Raw genomic sequence first — 17,817 nt, forward strand, 5'->3', positions numbered from 1 at the left:
CCGGCGGCTTGGCGGGACGTTTGTTGTCTTGCGGGTGCGTTACTCCGGAAGCCGGCTCCCGCCGGTGACTCGGAACGTCAGCTCGTCGCCATCGGTTGTGTCGGTGGTGTCGAGCACGAGGTGAGCGGCGTCGTCGGGGCGGTGCTCGGCTCGGTAGCGGTCCTCGACCGGCATCCAGATGTCTTCCCAGCGGGATCTCGCAGCTTCGCCGTCACGAGCCAATCCGCGAGCAAGCCGGCTGGCACGGTCCGCTTCGACCCAGATGAGGAAGTGATACCGGTCGCGGATCGACGGATGGGTGCTGTAGACGCCCTCGACGATGAGCGTGCCGTCATGCGGCGCACTGATCCACTCGCCGAGCCGGTCTGCGTTCCAGTCGTAGCGCCGGTATCGAATGGGCGCGCCGCTCTCGTGGGGCTCGAGCACCTCTCGCTCCAGCCGAGAGAGATCGAAGAGACCGCCGATGCGTTGCTCCGATCTGGCTGGGTCGGTCGTCGGTCGACCGAACTCGTCGCCGTGAACGAGCGCGGCCGAGCTCGGCCAGCAACGGATCAGCTCTGCAGCCAGCCTGCTCTTGCCAGATCCGCCAGGACCGTCGATGCCGATCCGCAGACGCGACCCCATCGGCGCCGCCAGCCGCACGATGTCGGCCACGCCGACCACACAGTGCAGAGTAGGTCGCATTGCCTTGCTGAACCCGCTGGTTAACCTGACGGCATAAACCACCCGGCCCTTGAGGGGCCGGGTTTTCTTTTTCCTCTTAACCCGTCGGCGATGCGGTTGACGTAGGCATAGCGGCCGGCGACATCGAGGGGGTGGGTTGTTCGCTACGGTCGAATTGGTCGAGTGGAACGTCTGTGAGTGTCAGCGCTGAACCCGAGTTGGCCCCTGAGGGGCCTCTGATGAAGCCCTCGTCGTCCTCATGGCGCCGGCCTCGTTGGGCTGATGGGCGGCTGATCAGTCCGCGGGACGACGGAATCGCTGCGTGGATCAAGGTCGGCGCCTGGTGTCTAGCCGCAGCCGGGATCTGGTTGTTTGGGCTAGCTGGTATTCCGACTAGTGCAGTGGTGCCTGGGTCCGGGTTGGCCGTCGTGCTGCTGCTGGCCATCTCGGCCGTTGCCCTTCGGGCATTGAACGTTCGCGCTCGTGCGGAGGTCGAGCGTGGGCCGTGGGCTGTTGCCCCGATCGCGTACGAGTTGCCCGACACTGCCGGCTCACCATCTTGGTGGCAGACGCCGCGCTGGCCCGATGGGCGTTATGTGGCTGCCAGCGGCGGTGCCGCCTTCATCGCCGGGTTTGCCGCCTCGGTATTGTCATGCTTGGCACTGTGGGCGTTGGGACGGATGAGCGCTCCGGACCTCGGAGTCTCGTCGTGGTGGGGATCGTTGGGCTCCGCGCTGCTCCTACCGGCGACAGCCGTGGGCCTTGTATCGAGCCGGCGACTGACAGCGCTTGCCTCGAAGGACGCAGTACAAGCTCGCGGCACCTGAGCCTCAGCGAGGGCGACCACGGAACGCCGAGAGGCTCGAACGTGACCCGGCAGCATCTCAGGCGCTCTGTGGATGTCGAGTTCAGCTGAAGGGGCGCCGGGTCGCAACGGCGGGTGTCAATTGCCTCGTAGTTGAGCCCAAACTGGTGGTAGTCATGATGTCCGACAGTTACGGCGACTGGAGCGGACGCTGAACGGATCCCAAGCATTCGACCTGAACCAACCCGTCTATTCGCTGACCGACGCAGCGGCGATCCTTGCTGTCAGCCGGAGCACGCTCGGTTGGTGGCTAGAGGGTGGCGAGCGAAGCGGCCACCACTACAAGCCAGTCATTCGGGTCGAAGCGACCGGTGACACGCGTCTCACCTGGCCGGAATTCCTAGAAGCAGGGCTCCTGCGCCAATATCGGCGCAATCTCCAAGTTCGGCTTCACGAGATTCGCAGTTTTGTCTCTGCCCTTCGCGACGAGCTCGGCGTAGCGCATCCGCTGGCGTACGCGGCGCCTTGGGTCGGCGAGGGACGACGACTGCTCGTCCGATTTCAGGAGCGGTGCGATCTGCGCGGCGAACTGCATCTCATCGCGGTGGTGGATGGCCAGCCGCTGCTCCTTCCGCCTGCTGATTCATTCGTGAAGCGGGTGGAATGGGACGACGACCGACCGGTCGCGTGGCGACCGCATGCTGACGATGCATCCCCGGTCCGATGCCGACCGGACAAGCGATTCGGTCGGCCGGCCATCGCGGGCATAAGCACGACGGCGATCGTTGAGCATATTGACGGAGGCGAGACCGAAAACGAAGTGGCCGAACAGTTCGACCTGGCGCTCGAGAATGTCAGGTGGGCTGTCGCCTACGAAACGTCGCGTGTCGCAGCGCACGCCGCGTGAAGCCTGCCACCGTTCGCTTCTACTTCGATGCCGACATCCTCGGTCTCGCCAAAGTCGTGGGCGCACTGAGGCCCGACGTCACCTATCCCGGGGACCCGGGAGCTCAGATGCATGGCTTCGCCCGCGCACCCTGCGCTGTCACCACTACCGACACCCCAGATACCGCGTGGATCCCGTACACGGCCGCCGACGGAATGATCGCCATCACGCGTGACGGAAGAATCAGTCGACGAGTTGCTGAATTGGCCGCGGTCGTCCATCACAGCGCACGCTTGGTGGTGCTCACAAGCGCCGATGCCGGGACGGTTTGGGGCCAGCTTGAGGTTCTGATGACGCAGTGGCGACGGATCGAGAGGCTGTATGAGGTGCCGGGGCCGTTCATTTACCGGGCGAGCCGCAGCAGCCTCCAGGCAGTCGAGCTCTCCTGACAGACGCACACGGCCACAGCGGCCTTCGGATGCAGCGTAGGCCGAGCTGCAGTGCCAAGGCCGTGTCCGTGCGCTAGTCGGGGATCCAGTCTTCGGTTTGGAGGCCGAGCCCGTCGGCGATGCGGTTGGCGTACGCGTAGTAGCCGACGACTTCGGTGATGTCGAGGATGTCGCGGTCGCTGAAGCCGGCGTCGCGCAGGGCGTCGACGTCGGCGTCGGTGGTGGCGGCGGGGGTCTCGGTGAGCTTGACGGCGTAGGCCAGCATGGCGGTGCGCTTTGCGGACAGCCCTGCGGTGGTCCAGTCGTGCTCGACGGCGGCGACGAGCTCGTCGTCGGCGATGAGGCGGCGCAGACCGCGCCGGTGGTGGACCACTCAGTAGTGGCAGTCGTTAGTGAGGCTGACGACCAGGGCGATGAGCTCGCGTTCGACCTTGCGCAGCGTGGCGGTGCCGGCCATGGCCGACTCGTAGAGGCTTTGGTGTGCGGCCATGCTGCGAGGGTTGAGCGAGTGGATGGCCAAGATGTGGTCGACCCGGCCCCAGGCGGGGTCCACGACCCGGGGGTACAGCTCGCCGAGCTCGCCGTCCCAGTCGTCGTCCGCAATGACCGTGATGCGCGCCATGAGCCAGCGTGACACACCGGTGGGCGAGTAGTCGCCGCACCCTCGCCAGGTTGCTCGGCTTTCGCGTCACACCCCCCATGTCAACTCCGGTGGCATGCCGATTGACGCGAGCCGTAGGAGACAGCACCGATGACTGGCCATGGCACGAGCACGGAGGTCCGGAGGAACCGCTTCATTCATGAGCGCTACGGCGCTGACCGCACCGGTCGTCTTCGCCGCGAATTGAAGTGCGACTCGCACGGATCCGTCAACGAGGGCTGGCTCCTCGGCCGTCCCAGGCGAAGCCAGGCCGCTCACCCAGCTTCGGCACCGTCATCACGGTTCCCGAAGCCAAGATCAAATGGCCGACCGCATGTCATGGTTGCTGATGCGCTGGAACGTGCCGGCCGCGTCACTTGGCGTGCGGAATACCGCGCGCCGGGTTCGACGGAACCTAGGCTGCGCGCTAGTGCGGCTCAGCACGGGCCGGCTCGGCCCGCCACAAGGGCCCGCGCCGGCTGCGTTTCGCCATGACTCGACTGTATGAACGACCGTTGGTCGCGCGACGAACCGGCCCCTTGTTCAACGCGTTCTCGTACCCCACCAAGATCGACCCAGAGGTCATCGGCGTGTTCATCGCGGCGCACACCACTCCTGGGCAGTCAGTGCTGGACGTATTCGGCGGCAGCGGAACAACGGGCGTTGCGGCCTCGTTGTGTGATCGTCCGACGGACCGGATGCAGCAGCTGGCTCGAGACGCGGATCTCGATGTCGAATGGGGCCCGAGATCGGCTCACGTATATGAGCTGAGCCCAATCGGGGCGCTCGTCGGCGAAGTGATGGCCAGCCCGTGTGACCCAGATGTGTTTCAGGCGGCGGCACGCGATGTACTGGCTCGTGCACGCATTGATGTCGGACACCTGTATGCGGCAGCGGCACCGGACGGCACTCCAGGCCAAATCCGCTATGTGATCTGGTCAGAGGTACTCCGGACCCCTTGCTGCGACAGCGAAGTCAGCTTCTATGAGGCAGCGGCGCGGCTAGCGCCCGCCTCGATCGAGTCGGCGTTCGTTTGCGCTCATTGCGAGATGCGTCTGCGTGTCGACCAGTGTGAGCGCGTCGTCGAAACCGTGCTCGATTCTGTCACTGGCGAGCGGTTCGAGCAGCGGCTTCGAGTTCCCGTGCGGGTCTACGGGCGCTCGGCATCGGCAACTTGGTCGCGAGGACCGACACCGGAAGACCTGAGGATTCTCGGTCTTGTACCCGTGCGGCCCGTCGACTGGGTGCCGACGGACGAAGTGGGGTGGGGAGACCTCTACCGCTCCGGCTACCACCAGGGCATTTCTCGTTTCCACCACTTTTACACCCAACGAAATCTGGCGGTTCTGGCTCGTCTATGGGCGCTGGTGACTGAGCATCCCAACGCAGCAGTCCGCAAGGCATTGCAAGTCTGGGTGCTGTCATACAACGCTTCGCATTCGACTCTGCTGTCCCGCGTTGTGGCCAAGAGGGCCCAAAAGGATCTCGTCGTTACCGGTGCCCAGAGCGGTGTCCTGTATGTGAGCGGACTGCCTGTCGAGAAGAACATCATCGACGGCCTCGACCGCAAGATCCGCACCTTGCACGAGGCGTTCTCGCTGACGTTTGCTAGCCGAAGCACAGTCGAGATCACTTGTGGGTCGTCGACGCGGCTGCATCTGGCGGACGACGCCGTGGACTATGTGTTCACCGACCCGCCGTTCGGCGCCTACATCCCGTATGCAGAGATCAACCAGATCAACGAGGCCTGGCTCGGCCATTTATCGGACCGATCATCGGAGGTGATCGTCAGCCCCGCACAAGACAAGACAGTGCGGGAGTACGGCCGACTGCTCGCCAAGGTCTTCTCTGAGGTCTCGCGGGTTCTCAAACAGGACGGTTGCGCGACGGTGGTCTTCCACGCCTCGAAACCTGCAGTATGGGAAGCGCTCGGCGAAGCATTCGCGTCCAACGGACTGTCCGTCGATCAGACGAGCATTCTCGACAAGCGTCAGGTCACTTTCAAGCAAGTCGTGTCTGAAGGCGGGACGCGGGACGATGCGGTCTTCCTGTTGTCGCATGGCCATCGTCCGCAAAGCTGCGAGTCACCGCTCAGTTGTTCCCGGGCTCAACCTGACACCGCTGAAGCGGTCCGTGGACTAGTTCGCGCTGCGGCGGGCAGGACAAGCGAGCTCAGCGCGCAGCGAATGTGGTCCCGGTTCGCGGCCGAGTCGATCCGAGCCGGTCTAGAAGTGCCGATGGGGACCCACGAGTTCTACGGGCTTATCAAGCAGCACCAGTCCACGTCATTGCGCACGCTGTCCGTGCCGGCGACGTTAAACCCATCAAGAGCGCCGACGTGACTGTGGAGTCAGTTCAGCGGAAGCGACTCGGGCAGTACTTCACGGGCGTGCGGCTGGCCCGAGCACTGGCGGCATTGTGCGATGCATCAGCGGCGGCCTCGATCTTGGACCCGATGGTCGGTTCAGGGGACATGCTCGTCGCTTGCGCGGAGCTCGGCTCGAAGCCGGAGCTGATCGGCGGAATCGAGCTCGACGATGCGGCGGCGGGTCTTTGCGTCCAGCGAGCCGAAGGACTTGCGGCTGATGTCCGGATCGTTTCGGGTTCCGCGTTCGATGGAAGATCGTGGGAATGCCTGCCTGACGCATGGGATCTGGTAATCACCAATCCTCCCTATGTCCGCTACCAACTGCAGAGCGGCTTGGGAACCGAGGAGACCGCAGTGCCTTCGGCCAGGCAGGTGCGTGCTGGTCTCTTGGCCCTGCTGGAGCGGAGCACGGCGCTCACCGAACGCGAGCGCGAGCTTGTCTTGCGCATCGCTCGCAGCTATAGCGGCCTGTCGGACTTGGCGGTGCCGTCATGGCTGCTGTGCGCGTCGAAGGTAAGGCAGGGAGGTCGCCTGGGGATGGTCGTGCCCGATACGTGGCTGTCGCGCGACTATGCAGCCCCGGTCTTGTACGTCTTGCGACGGCTCTTCGAGATCGAATGCGTGGTGATCGACGACGACACCTGCTGGTTCGAGGAATCGCTTGTGCGAACAACGCTCGTTGTGGCGCGCCGCGTCGAGGACAAACAGTCAGCTCAGGGGCCTGGGAAACACCTAGTTGTTCGGGTTCCAAGCTCGGCGGGAACACCTCAGAGCGTCGTAGGGACCGCATTCGCAGTCGACGAGCCCGAACAAGGCTTCGCAAGATGGGTCCGGGACGGGTCTCATCCGGCAACGTCCCCGCTCTCGTCTCGATGGTCCAACGAGAGCGACCTCGTAGAACTGTTGCGAAGCACGCAACCGCAGTGGTTTACGTCCTCCGAAACCGGCCAATCCGAGCATCAACGGCACTTGCCCGAAGCGGTCAGCGTCATCATCGGGGCTGCTCAGCACTCGTCCCTCACGGACTTGGCCGGACTCGGCTGGAGTGTTGGGCAAGGCCTCCGGACCGGTGCCAACAGGTTCTTCTACGTCGAGCGACTCGGCGACGGCAGGTGGCGTTCGGTGTTGCTGCCGGACATCGAGCTCGAGCTGCCCGACCAGGTCGTGCGGCCAGCCGTGCGCAGACAGGCGGAACTGCCCAAGACGGCGAATATTGTCACGCGACCCCAAGGAGCAGTGCTGGTGCTGGAAGGCTGGGCATTGGCATGCGATATCCCGCCTGAGTGCGTCGGCGCTGTGCGCCCCGCTCAAGGCGACCTGGCCCGGCTGATCATCGCAGGAGAGAACGCGTCCATTGACAGGCATGGCCGCACAAGGAGGCTGCCGGAACTGTCAGCTGTGAGGACAAACGTCCGCCCCGGCCGATGCTGGTACCACCTGCCACCGATCACCAACCGTCACCAACCTGAGCTGTTCCTGCCGCGGGTGAACGCGCGAAATCCGCGCACGTTTATCAACGGAAGCGACGAGGTGGGCGGCGACAAGAGGCGCTTCGCCGTCGACGCGAACTTCTCAACACTCTGGCGCAACCCCTCGCATCCGCAGGCTCTGCCACCTTTTGCCCTGGCAGCGCTCCTGTCGAGCTCGCTCGCGGCAGCCGTACTGGGAACGACTGGGACCGTGATGGGAGGCGGCGCCCTGAAAGTCGAAGCGACACATCTGCGCCGGGTGCCGCTGCCGCGGCCGAGAGCCGAGGCCGTATCGACACTGGTCGAGTGCGGCCAGCACTTGGCCCGTGATGGCGCCTCAGAATCAGCAATTGACACCATAGATGAGGTCGTCGCCGAACTTATCGGTGTGACAGCACGCGGGACGAACGCACTCCGAAGCCTGCGACGAGCACGCTGAGCATGTCTGCCTCTCTGCCGTACGACGAAGGTGCGTTGATCGATCTCATCAGCGACGCCAACCGAGCCCGGGACGGCGGCGCCAACGAGACCGTCATCCGTCAGACTCTGATTGACGGCTTGGCGAGGACCTTCTCTTCAGCGGCTCGGCCGTGGTGGGTGGAACGCCACATCCGAGGCGCGGAAGAGCACCTCTTGATAGCTGACGACCACCAGGAGCGCGGCTACGCGGACAGTGTCGTCGGTTTGACTGCGATCGAATATGAATCGGACCTGAGAGACGTCGCCCGATTCAAGTCAGGCGAGCACCAGGTTCGCCAGTACTGCACCGGTCTGCTGAACACCGGTGCAGAGCCCGGCAAGATCCGCGGTGTCCTCTCCGACGGCGTGGAATGGCGCGCGTATGAACTGGCGGGCGTCTCCGAACAAGAAGCAGGCAGCTACCGCGTCGCCGATGTCGAGCTGGCCCAACTCGGGCCCACCCTGACGTGCAACGAGGCGGATGCCGATACTGCGAGCAAGCTTCTGATTTTTTGGCAAGACCATCTCGGGCGTGGCGGTGCCCGTCCGCTGACGGCTTCTTCGGTGGCCGACTACCTCGATCTAGATAGCGGCTTCGGCCGCAAACATCTCGCCCGGTTTCGAGAGGCAGTCCAAGAGGCGTTCGAGAGTGATCCAGATTCCGAGGCCCTCATTGAGCATGTGTGGTCAAGATTCGTGGCCCATCTCTCGCCCGGCGGTCCTGCGTTCGACGTGGACACCTACGTGCAGGAGTTCTACTTGGTGACGCTGGCGAGGCTGATGTGCGCCAACGTCATCGCGCAGCGGGCGTTGCACAGTGACGGCTCTGAGATCGACAAGATTCTCAACGGCGACTTCTTCGAGGCAAAGGGCCTCCGTCGCTTTGTCGAGGACGACTATTTCGGTTGGTTGACGAGGCCGTCTCACATTCACCGAATCCGGCCGTTCGCACGTCTGCTTCAATCGGATCTTGCCGCCTATGACTTTTCGGTGGAGCCTGCCGACGACCTGTTCGGCGGGCTTCTGGCGGCGATGGCGACGAGAACCCAGCGCGTTCTGCTCGGCCAAGAAATGACACCCAAGACACTTGCCGATGCCATGGCAGACGCGTTGCTCGACCGGCTCGGAACCGGTGAGCGACCCCACTTCGTCGACATGTGCTGCGGCAGTGGGACGATGCTCGTAGCGGTGGCAGAGAAGACGCGCGAGCGGCTTCGCGCTGCAGGCATCCAGCCGGGAACTCAAGAGCATCTTGACCGTCTGGTTGAGGCCTGCACGGGATTCGACATCGACCCGCTCGCCGTTATGTTGGCCAAAGCCAACTGGGTTCAAACAAACCGCTCCGCCTTGGAGCCTTTCGACGGCGCGCATGTCGTGACGCTGCCGGTGTTCCAAGCCGACTCGCTATTCGAGATTTCGCCAGTTTTTGGTCAGCGCGCTCCCGACGACGGTGACGAGGCTTCGTATCAGCTTCGACTCTTTGACCGGGATACGGAACTGCCGAAGTTCCTCATTCAACCTGAACGCCGAGTGTTCTTCGACGCGCTGCTGAGCGGATGTGAGGGGCTGTCCCGCCACTTGGCCAGTCTTCCGCCTCGGGCTCCCCAAGATCGTCAGATCCAGCAACTCATCGAGGACGCCGTTGACACCGCAGGGGCTTCACAGCTGGACCATCAGGAAGCTGAGGCGACGTGCGCGTTCTTGCGTGATCTGATCGTTCGCCTCGCTGAACTCGAACGCGGCGGCCGTGACGGTGTGTGGGCGTTCGCCATCCGCAACGCCTATTGGCCACAGCTCGTCGCCGGGCAGTTCAACGGCATTATCAGCAATCCGCCTTGGCTCGCTATGAGCAAAGTCGACAACAACCCCTTCGGACCGGCCCTCGAGAGGCTCGCGGATCGGTACGGATTGAAACCCTGGGGGGCGGCAGCGCCCCATCTTGAGATGGCGACAGTGTTCTTGGTTCATTCGATTGAGCACTACCTCGCCGACGGCGGCTACGTCGCATGCGTCCTGCCCGACACGATCCGAAACGGCACCCAGCACAACCGGTTCCGCTTGCGTGTATCGGGGTTCGGAGGCCAAGCAGATTTCCAGCTCAGACTGGACGAGATGTGGAGTGTCCAAAGCGGCACCTTCAAGAACCGCGCAGTGGTCATCATCGGCTCCAAGGCTTCCCCCTCGGAGCTGACGAGGATCCCGGGCCACATCGTTCCAGGCGCTCCAGTGGATGCGCCCCACTTTGTGCAGTCAGGGGACCGTCTCGTTTGGTCCCACAGCGAACACGCAGAAGGCGTCGTGGATCCGTACCGACCCGGCTTCGCACTACAGGGCGCCGACATCATGCCCAGGCGCTTGGTCTTCTTCGGCACGGAGATGGCCTCAGGCCGGCGAGCGACGATCTCGGCGATTCGGCGCGGTTCGCCCGACTGGTTCTTGGTGGGCGATGCGAAGAAGCACCTCGAGTTCGAAGTCACCCAAAGAGCGATCCCAGCCCGGTTTGTCCACTCGGTGTACCTGTCCAAGCACCTCGCACCCTTTGTCCTGGCCCCGCCGAGCCGGGCAGTTCTGCCGGTCCTGTACCGCGGCCTCAAGTGGGATCCGGCAACTCACGTTGACATCAGCATCAATTCCCAGGCCGAGGCTCACTTCAGCGACGTGTTGCATGTGAGCGATTTCGACTCGATCATCGACTGGTGGAACCGCGGGCTCGACATGCGCCTCAAACTCAGCCATCAGTCACACATCCGCGGGTCCTGGATCGTCGTGTATGGAGCGGGGGGCGGCATCCCGGCGGCGGCGCACTTCTACGCCGACGAATCGCCGCCCGTCATCATCGACCAAACCCTGTACTGGGCCGACTGCAACTCTGAGGAAGAAGCGATCTACTTCGCCGGCATGCTCAACAGCCCCGCTGTTCTTGAGCGCATCGACGGCTATATCCCAGCCGGTGCGTTCGGTGACCGCCACCTCCACACCCTTCCAGCCAGGGCAGTACCCGAGTTCGACGCTGCGAACATGCAGCACATGGCAGTAGTCGACGCTGTCGACGCCCTTATCTCCGAACTTCATTCGGCAGCCGACTCTGATCCCGATCTTGCAGCGAGTCTCACGACCGAAGTGAGCATGCCGGCTCGACGCGGTCATGTTCGTAGCGCTCTACGACAACTAAGTGCATGGGATGAGTACGAGATCACCTGCAGCGCTGCCTATTGATGCAACGATCACCTGCGAAGCCGGCTTCTAACCTGCCTGCTCGGGCGCGAGGAAGCGTCACGGGTTTTTTGGGGCTGCGCACGGTTACTCGGCAATATCAGATCCTCCTCGTCTCTCTAGTGGCTCGGTTGGAGGTCGAGCTACTGGCGGCAGTTCCGGCTCTCCGGCCATTTCGCGTGAAGCGCCTTCAGCCGCGATGCTGGGCCATCTCGGCTCCGACGCCGGTTTGACGCATTTGATGCACCAGGCCCGTCAGCAGACCGCCATCGCCCGTCACTCCCGCGCACTCAGCGCGCAATATGGCTTAGCTTCCAGACAGCGGGCTGAAACCAGCTTAACTTCGAGTAACCGCCTGCCGATGCTGATACGTTCTAGAACTCAGGCTGACTCTAGCCAACTCATGCAATCTTGGAGCCGCAGTGAGAATCTCGAGAATATCAATATCAAATCATCATCGAGTGGACGATGTTGATATAGAAGTTCGCGACCATGTAGTATTCGTTGGTCCCAACGCAATCGGTAAATCTACTATTCTCAGGTTGCTCGATCTCGTTCTGGGGGCGACGTGGGGAAGTCTCGCGGCTTCGCTCGATGCCGGTCAGTTGCGAGATCCCGAACACCCATTAGTGGTTGAAGTCAGGCTCGAGCATTTCGACGACTCGGAAAAGGCTCACTTCGCCGACAAGATCGAAGTCGGCACCGGCTCCAACGAAGGCAATTCTTGGCTTACCGCGAGACTATCGGCATCGGTCTCCAGCGTTGATCCCGATCGACTCGAGATCCACAGAGATTTTGTGAAACCGTCAGTCAAGGATATGTCGATTAGTCGGGACGATCTTATTCAGATCGGATGGTCGTACCTCGCCGCCAATCGCTCTCCTGATAGAGAGCTTGGCAGCGGGCGAACTAGCGCAGTACGCTCGCTACTCTCAGCAGTGGCTCTAGACGACACCGGCGCGTCGGACATCGGGCAAGCCTTGTCTGGCTTGAGTGAGGCGTTAGTTCGTTCCACAGCACTAGGTGAATTGAGGACCGAGTTGGCCGTTGGCCTCTCCTCAGTCTATCCGACGCCGCTGTCGCCGGATGATGTATCGATTGACCTGCCTAGGTCTACGACCGAGGAGCCCTTGGCCGATCTAGATGTTAAGGTTGACCGAGGACTTGGCGCGGTACCTTTGGCAGCTCAATCAGATGGATTGCGGTCCCTTACGACTGTAGCAGTGCAATTGCTAGCTAGGAAATCGTCGAAGATCATAGCCATCGATGAACCAGAGATTCATCTTCATCCCCGAAGTCAAGCGAGCCTTGCGAAGTTGCTGATTCTGTCGAAGGGCCAAAGTGTGATCGCGACACACGCTGCCCCTGTTCTGAGTCAATACTTGCCTGAGCATGCTGTTGCATTGTCACATCAAGGTTGTGGGCAACTCGCCCGAGCTCATTTTGCCGGCAATACAAAACACTATCAACACTGGTGGGTTGACTCGGCTCTCGAACCGCTTACAGCAGAGAGTATCGTATTTGTTGAGGGCGTCTCAGACAGGATAATCTTCAGCGCCATTGCAGCGCATCTGGGTATCGATTTGAACAAACTGAACGTAACGGTCGTGCCCCTAAATGGTGCCGGCAACTTTGCTCCAGCGATCCGGCTCTTCGGCACGCTGGGATTTGGCAAGCGGCTGTTAGGCCTAGTTGATGACGCTGAGGCACATCTGCCAGCAAAGGCGCTCGATATTGCGATAGGAGATCTCAAAGCACATGATTTCTTTGTCTCGTCAGTCGATCTCGAAGACGAATATACTAGATCCCTCGGTGTGACAGATACGGTTGCGTTGCTGACAGGTTCACAGCTATTTTCTGAAGGGCAAATTCTCGCGAGTGCTGGCGTATCCGCGCTTAGCTCCCTTACGGCCGAAGACGTCGCTGAATTTGCGCGACGAAATAAGGTTGAAGCCGCCACGGCTATCGCGTCCGACTTTACGTCCGTCCAAGCTAGCTCCATTAGGACAGTTGTTGAGCTCGTGAAACGGGCGGCCCGACAGTGACCGAGATGATGCCAGATGAGTGGAGCGAGTCGCGCTCGTTGAGCGACACGTTGATTGTTGCACCACCCGGGTGTGGCAAGACGGAGTTGCTTGCGCAGCGAGCGGCCAATTGCATACGCATGGGACTGTTACCGCCAGGACGCCGGATCCTCGCGTTGACCTTCTTGAACAGGTCCAGAGCTAACGTCGCGTCTAGGCTTTTGGAACATCTAGGTGGTAGCCGTTCTGAGTCGATCACCGTATTGAACTTCCATGGTCTCGCCGCACACCTATATGGCTGTCATCCCTACATCTTGGATGATCCACTGCGAGAAAAGCCGCCGGATACGAGAAAGCTAGATCGCATTCTGCGAAGCGCATTCAAAGAGTACGACGTACCTCCCAGCGAGCACGAAAACGTCAGACGCGCGATACGGATCGCGAAGTCTGGGGCGTACTCCGATGACGAGGTGACTGCACGCCTACAGCAAAGCAATTCCGCAGCCGCAATGTCGTATGAGGCGGCATTGCGGTCTGATGGTCTAATGGACCATGATGATGTCTTGCGCATGGGGTTGCGTGTGATACAGCATCCTTTAGTCGCTGAGCTATATAGCGAACGGTTCGCATATCTCTTAGTTGATGAGGTCCAGGATCTCACACGGGTCCAGTATCAACTGATTGAGCCAATAGGAACCGGTTGCACGGCATTTGCCGGTGATCGGGCTCAAGGGATCTATGCATTCGCTGGCGCAGACCCAACGTGGGTATATGCGCAGATCGAGAAACGAACGCCCCAGCGTATTGAGCTAAAGAAGTCGTACCGCTCGTCTCCAGAAGTTCTTCAGGCCGTTAGCTCAATCGCAAAGGAGTTGGGAGGTTCAGAACTAGAGTCCGCCGAGCCCTCGAAATGGCGGGGACGAGGAAAAGTCGAAGTCATGCGGTTTCGAGATCCTGAGCAAGAAGCAGATTGGTTGTGTGAGCAAATTGGTGAATGGCAGTCAGAGGCGGACTATGACGACCAATCTGCAGGGTTATCTGTCGGCATCCTTTCCCGGATGAAGGCAGGACCCAGGCGTCAAGCGTTTCTTCGACGAGCAAACGCCTCGAACCTCCAAGTAGAGATATGGGATTACCCTTTGCATCAACCAATGATCATTAACCTGCTGAAGAGGCATGTAGGGCCCGTGGTCCGCACGGTAGCTGAAGAAGCGGAGCAATACAATGAACTCTATTTGAGGTGTTTTGAGGACTTAGCGGAATCGGACGTGCAAACTCAGATCGAACTTCGGGATGCAATTGATGAGTTGCTAGAGCAACGCGATGACGGAAGCTTGCAGACACGCATCCAGCGAATTCGCTCGACGAGCGCCCCAGACATTCCTGTCGGACCAGGTGTGCATTTGCTAACGGGACATGCTGGTAAAGGACAGGGATACGATAGAGTGGTAATCCTCGGATTCGAGGAAGGCCAGATACCTAGCTTCTTTGTGAAGGGATTGCCGGATTCGGACCCGGCCGTAAGGGAAGAACTCGCTCTTCTTCATGTGATGATGTCCAGAGCGCGGGAAACTCTATTGTTTACAATTTGCCAAGTGGTAAATGGCTATAGCCAGAAGCCGTCTCGATGGCTTGGATTCGTCAAGGAGCATGCAGAGCTAATCGACAGGAGCTAGAGCGGCAATAACGAGCCGGTCGTTTGACGTCTCACATGCGTGAGGTTCGCGAAAGGATGCGGCCAATCCTTCACCCCTGCTGTTGAGCGCACTTCTGGTGGCCTTGACTCAGATAGGGGTCTTGCTACGGAGCGGTGGGCCTAAGGCTCGGCGATCGAGTGGACCGAGGCGACGTGGAACCCGACCACGGGCTGCGATCGGGTGTCTCCGGGCTGCGACCGCTGCTATGCGCAGACCCTGGCCAGGCGGCTCAAGGCGATGGGGTCGCCCAAGTACCAGAACGACGGCGACCCGTCGACGAGCGGGCCGGGCTTCAAGCTCACCTTGCATCGGTCATCGCTCGATGTGCCTCGACGCTGGAGCGCACCCCGCCTCGTGTTCGTGGACTCGATGAGCGATCTCTTTCATGACGATGTGCCGCCCGAGTTCATCGCGCAGGTCTTCGAGGTGATCCGCCAGACGCCCCAGCACACCTACCAGGTGCTCACCAAGCGAGCGCGGCGGCTGAGCCGGATCGCAGGCGAGCTCGACTGGCCGTCGAACCTGTGGATGGGCGTGAGCGTGGAGACTCGCCGGTACGCCTTCCGCATCGATCACCTGCGCAAGGTGCCCGCAGCGGTGAGGTTCGTGAGCGCCGAGCCGTTGCTCGGCCCGCTCGGCGAGCTCGATCTTGCGGGCATCGATTGGGTGATTGCCGGCGGCGAGTCCGGCGCCGGCGCCCGGCCCATGGAGCTGGAGTGGGTCACCGAGCTGCGCGACAGGTGCACGGCGGCGGGCGTGGCGTTCTTCTTCAAGCAGTGGGGAGGCAGGACGCCCAAGGTCGGCGGCCGGGAGCTCGAGGGCCAGGTGTGGGACGAGCTGCCCGTGGGGGTGGCGAGCTAGCCCGGTGGCAATTCTCAGCCGAGTCTCGGCGCAGAGCGGGTATCCGCTGATCTGGGCGCGTTCAGAATTGCGTTGCCAAGGCAGCGGGAGTGCCAATACTGTGAGCGTCGTAAGCACCTCGTCGGCCTCTCGTTGAAGCTGCTTGGGGCAGAATTTGGGGGGCGACGCCAACCGTGGCGGCGCCCCCCGATTGCTTTTCCTACGAAAGTTCGGCTACGCCGCCGGCCGAGCGCTCTGCGGATCCGAGCTGACAGTAGGCAGCATGCGAGCTTCGGCTGAGGCCGTTTTTCCGATACCGTGAGGGCACCCCACCGGGGCGCGTAACCCCGGTCCAACGGCCCCGACTCCGGTCGGGGCTGTTTAGCGTCTAGGCCTCGAATGCCTGAGGGTCGTGGCTGAGGTGGGCTCGGGCTGGGTTCAGGGAGCGCAGCCGGGCAACGGATTCCATGCCGGCGGAGTGCCAGGCGGGATCGTGCATGTCGTCTGCAGTTGTTCTGGCCGCGGCGAACTCTGCGCACGAGTAGCAGGCCTGGCCGACGACGATCTCGAGGCCTCGTTCCGTCTGCACGGCGATTGAGAGGTGCCCGGGGGAGTGGCCTGGGGTATGCAGCACTCGGACTCCGTCCGCAATCAGCTCGCCGTCAGCGGCGAGTCGGAGGCGGCTCGGCTCGATGTGAGCCCACTCGGGCACCGTGTAGCGCTCGGTGGTCGACACCCGCAGCTCAGCTTCGGTGACCCAGACCGGGGCGTGGCCGAGGAGATGGTTCTGGCCGCAGTGGTCGAAGTGCAGATGCGTGTTGACCACCGCGGCAACGTCACGCTCATCGAACCCGGCGGCGGCGAGCACGCTCGTGATCACCGCCACCTCCGGCGCATACAACTCGTCGATGAGCAGGTGGCCGGCCCTCGGGCCGGTGTCAACCACGATGAGCCCGTCGGGGTGATCGATGACGTAGCAGCAGATCTCGCAGATTTGCTCCGCGGCTCGTGGGTGGCTCTGCGGCAGGCTCATGCGGCCGAGCCGGAGCTGGTGGACAGCAGTCATTGCGCTGCAATTGTCGACGAATCGTGACCCCGTCACGTCAACCATCGCCCAGAGTGCCCGCCTAGGCCTTCGCATCGCCAAAATCGCTTTGCTGGCATTATCGCAATAATGCGATTATCCTTCCCGTGGCAGACGTCGAGATTCACGACGAGGTAGCGGAGTGGCTCAATCAGCTCAACGAAGCCGACTGGCACCGCGTCGTCGTGATCATCGACAGGCTTGCCGAACTGGGCGCAATGGCACGAATGCCGTTGTCGCGAAGTCTCGGCGGCGGTCTGTTCGAGCTGCGGTTCACGCTCGGGCCGACATCCCGACGCATTACGTACCGATTCACGATGGACGGTCGCGTAGTGCTCCTGACGACGTTTCGCAAACAGCGCGACAACGAGCGCATCGAGATCGCTCGGGCGCGTCGTGTTGCCGCCGAGTGCGCGGGTAGCGATCCGTGAGGGAGCCGGGCTGTGGCTAATCGATCTCGTTGGGAGGATGTCAAGGCGGGTCGCGGTGAGCCTTCTCCTGTGACGCGTGCCGCCGTCGAGCAGGATCTCGCCCTGGGTCAGCTCATTCACGATCTCCGGGTGCAGGCGGGTCTGAGCCAGCGGGAGCTCGCCGACCGCATGGGCACTACGCAGTCGGTGATCTCCCGCCTGGAAGAGGGCGGCGGCGCACGCAATCGGATCGACACCCTCGCCCGTGTGGCGTCCGGGCTAGACCGACATCTCGTGCTGTCATTTCCCGCAGAACCGCCCGGCCAGCTTCACGACGCAGTGCAAGTCGCCTGAACCTTCCTAGGTATCGCTCACGTCAGCCGGCGACGAGTTGCTGGACCCGTTGGTGGGACACGCCCAGGAGCCGGGCCGCATCGCGGCGTGAGACGCCGGCCTCGGTGAGGCGCAGCGCGGCGGCGCGCTGGCGGGCCAGGTAGATCTCGTGGGCTTCCAGTGCTTGGTCACGCAGGCGTGAGAGTTCGGCAACATCGACGTCGGCAACGTCGATGCGCTCGTCGAGCTCCACCGCGGATTCGGGCAAATCGGCGGTGACAGCGATGGCCTCGCGGGCATTGGTTGCCGCCTCGTCGAGATTCCGACCGAACGTGTGGACGTCGGCCATGCCGTCGATGTCGACGAGCCAGATGTCGCCGCCGGGGTCGCGCCGGTACGTCACTGCGTAGGTGGTCATCGCCTCAACTCGTCGCCGATAGTGTGTCAACCGCACTAGACAGGCTAGTTGGCACCCGG

Annotated in this window: 14 protein-coding genes and 1 pseudogene; 11 read left to right on the forward strand and 4 right to left on the reverse strand. The window is 62.2% G+C overall.

Annotated elements, in window-relative coordinates; translation table 11 throughout:
* Positions 1-39: 39 nt before the first annotated feature.
* A complete protein-coding gene (locus tag ACOGI5_RS06580) occupies positions 40-663 on the reverse strand; it encodes a uridine kinase family protein (protein WP_419863627.1) in 624 nt (207 codons plus the stop codon).
* A gap of 1,463 nt (positions 664-2,126) precedes the next feature.
* Here ACOGI5_RS06580 and ACOGI5_RS06585 point away from each other — a divergent pair.
* Positions 2,127-2,375 (forward strand): DUF433 domain-containing protein, encoded by a 249-nt coding sequence (locus ACOGI5_RS06585; protein WP_419865449.1) that lies wholly within the window; start codon positions 2,127-2,129, stop codon positions 2,373-2,375.
* The gene (locus ACOGI5_RS06590) at positions 2,372-2,803 is read left to right on the forward strand and encodes a hypothetical protein (protein WP_419863628.1); all 432 of its coding nucleotides are present in this window, start codon (positions 2,372-2,374) and stop codon (positions 2,801-2,803) included. The genes ACOGI5_RS06585 and ACOGI5_RS06590 overlap by 4 nt, the downstream gene beginning before the upstream one ends.
* A 73-nt stretch (positions 2,804-2,876) precedes the next feature.
* On the opposite strand, the gene ACOGI5_RS06595 is transcribed toward ACOGI5_RS06590, so the two are convergent.
* Positions 2,877-3,425 carry a carboxymuconolactone decarboxylase family protein gene (locus tag ACOGI5_RS06595; protein ID WP_419863629.1) on the reverse strand — a complete coding sequence of 183 codons (549 nt, stop codon included), beginning with the start codon at positions 3,423-3,425 and terminating at the stop codon, positions 2,877-2,879.
* Positions 3,426-3,934: 509 nt separating this feature from the next.
* Here ACOGI5_RS06595 and ACOGI5_RS06600 point away from each other — a divergent pair.
* From ACOGI5_RS06600 to ACOGI5_RS06630, 7 genes and pseudogenes are all read left to right on the forward strand, one after another.
* A pseudogene (locus ACOGI5_RS06600) lies at positions 3,935-4,117 on the forward strand (DNA methyltransferase); the annotation flags it as partial.
* 150 nt (positions 4,118-4,267) lie between these two features.
* Positions 4,268-5,785 (forward strand): DNA methylase, encoded by a 1,518-nt coding sequence (locus ACOGI5_RS06605; RefSeq protein WP_419865506.1) that lies wholly within the window; start codon positions 4,268-4,270, stop codon positions 5,783-5,785.
* On the forward strand, positions 5,782-7,719 hold the full coding sequence (locus ACOGI5_RS06610; protein ID WP_419863630.1) for an N-6 DNA methylase: 1,938 nt from the start codon (positions 5,782-5,784) through the stop codon (positions 7,717-7,719). Before ACOGI5_RS06605 ends, ACOGI5_RS06610 begins: the two co-directional genes overlap by 4 nt.
* Before the next feature lie 2 nt (positions 7,720-7,721).
* Positions 7,722-10,955 (forward strand): hypothetical protein, encoded by a 3,234-nt coding sequence (locus ACOGI5_RS06615; RefSeq protein ID WP_419863631.1) that lies wholly within the window; start codon positions 7,722-7,724, stop codon positions 10,953-10,955.
* A gap of 419 nt (positions 10,956-11,374) precedes the next feature.
* Positions 11,375-12,997, forward strand: coding sequence for an ATP-dependent nuclease (locus ACOGI5_RS06620; RefSeq protein WP_419863632.1), 1,623 nt, complete (start codon positions 11,375-11,377; stop codon positions 12,995-12,997).
* Positions 12,998-13,005: 8 nt separating this feature from the next.
* On the forward strand, positions 13,006-14,652 hold the full coding sequence (locus tag ACOGI5_RS06625) for a UvrD-helicase domain-containing protein (RefSeq protein ID WP_419865450.1): 1,647 nt from the start codon (positions 13,006-13,008) through the stop codon (positions 14,650-14,652).
* Positions 14,653-14,805: 153 nt separating this feature from the next.
* Positions 14,806-15,534, forward strand: coding sequence for a DUF5131 family protein (locus ACOGI5_RS06630; RefSeq protein WP_419865451.1), 729 nt, complete (start codon positions 14,806-14,808; stop codon positions 15,532-15,534).
* Positions 15,535-15,901: 367 nt separating this feature from the next.
* Here ACOGI5_RS06630 and ACOGI5_RS06635 read toward each other — a convergent pair whose 3' ends face one another.
* Entirely contained in the window at positions 15,902-16,579 is a 678-nt protein-coding gene (locus ACOGI5_RS06635) for an MBL fold metallo-hydrolase (RefSeq protein WP_419863633.1), read from the reverse strand.
* 125 nt (positions 16,580-16,704) lie between these two features.
* Here ACOGI5_RS06635 and ACOGI5_RS06640 point away from each other — a divergent pair, with 125 nt between their 5' ends.
* On the forward strand, positions 16,705-17,028 hold the full coding sequence (locus tag ACOGI5_RS06640) for a type II toxin-antitoxin system RelE/ParE family toxin (RefSeq protein ID WP_419863634.1): 324 nt from the start codon (positions 16,705-16,707) through the stop codon (positions 17,026-17,028).
* Between the two features lie 69 nt (positions 17,029-17,097).
* Positions 17,098-17,361 carry a helix-turn-helix domain-containing protein gene (locus tag ACOGI5_RS06645; protein WP_419863635.1) on the forward strand — a complete coding sequence of 88 codons (264 nt, stop codon included), beginning with the start codon at positions 17,098-17,100 and terminating at the stop codon, positions 17,359-17,361.
* A gap of 22 nt (positions 17,362-17,383) precedes the next feature.
* Here the strand turns inward: ACOGI5_RS06645 and ACOGI5_RS06650 are convergent, their stop codons facing one another.
* Positions 17,384-17,758, reverse strand: a complete 375-nt coding sequence (locus tag ACOGI5_RS06650; protein ID WP_419863636.1) for a helix-turn-helix domain-containing protein — start codon at positions 17,756-17,758, stop codon at positions 17,384-17,386.
* Positions 17,759-17,817 lie beyond the last annotated feature (59 nt).

It is taken from the genome of Candidatus Poriferisodalis sp. (assembly GCF_965208925.1).
Classification (GTDB): domain Bacteria; phylum Actinomycetota; class Acidimicrobiia; order Acidimicrobiales; family Poriferisodalaceae; genus Poriferisodalis.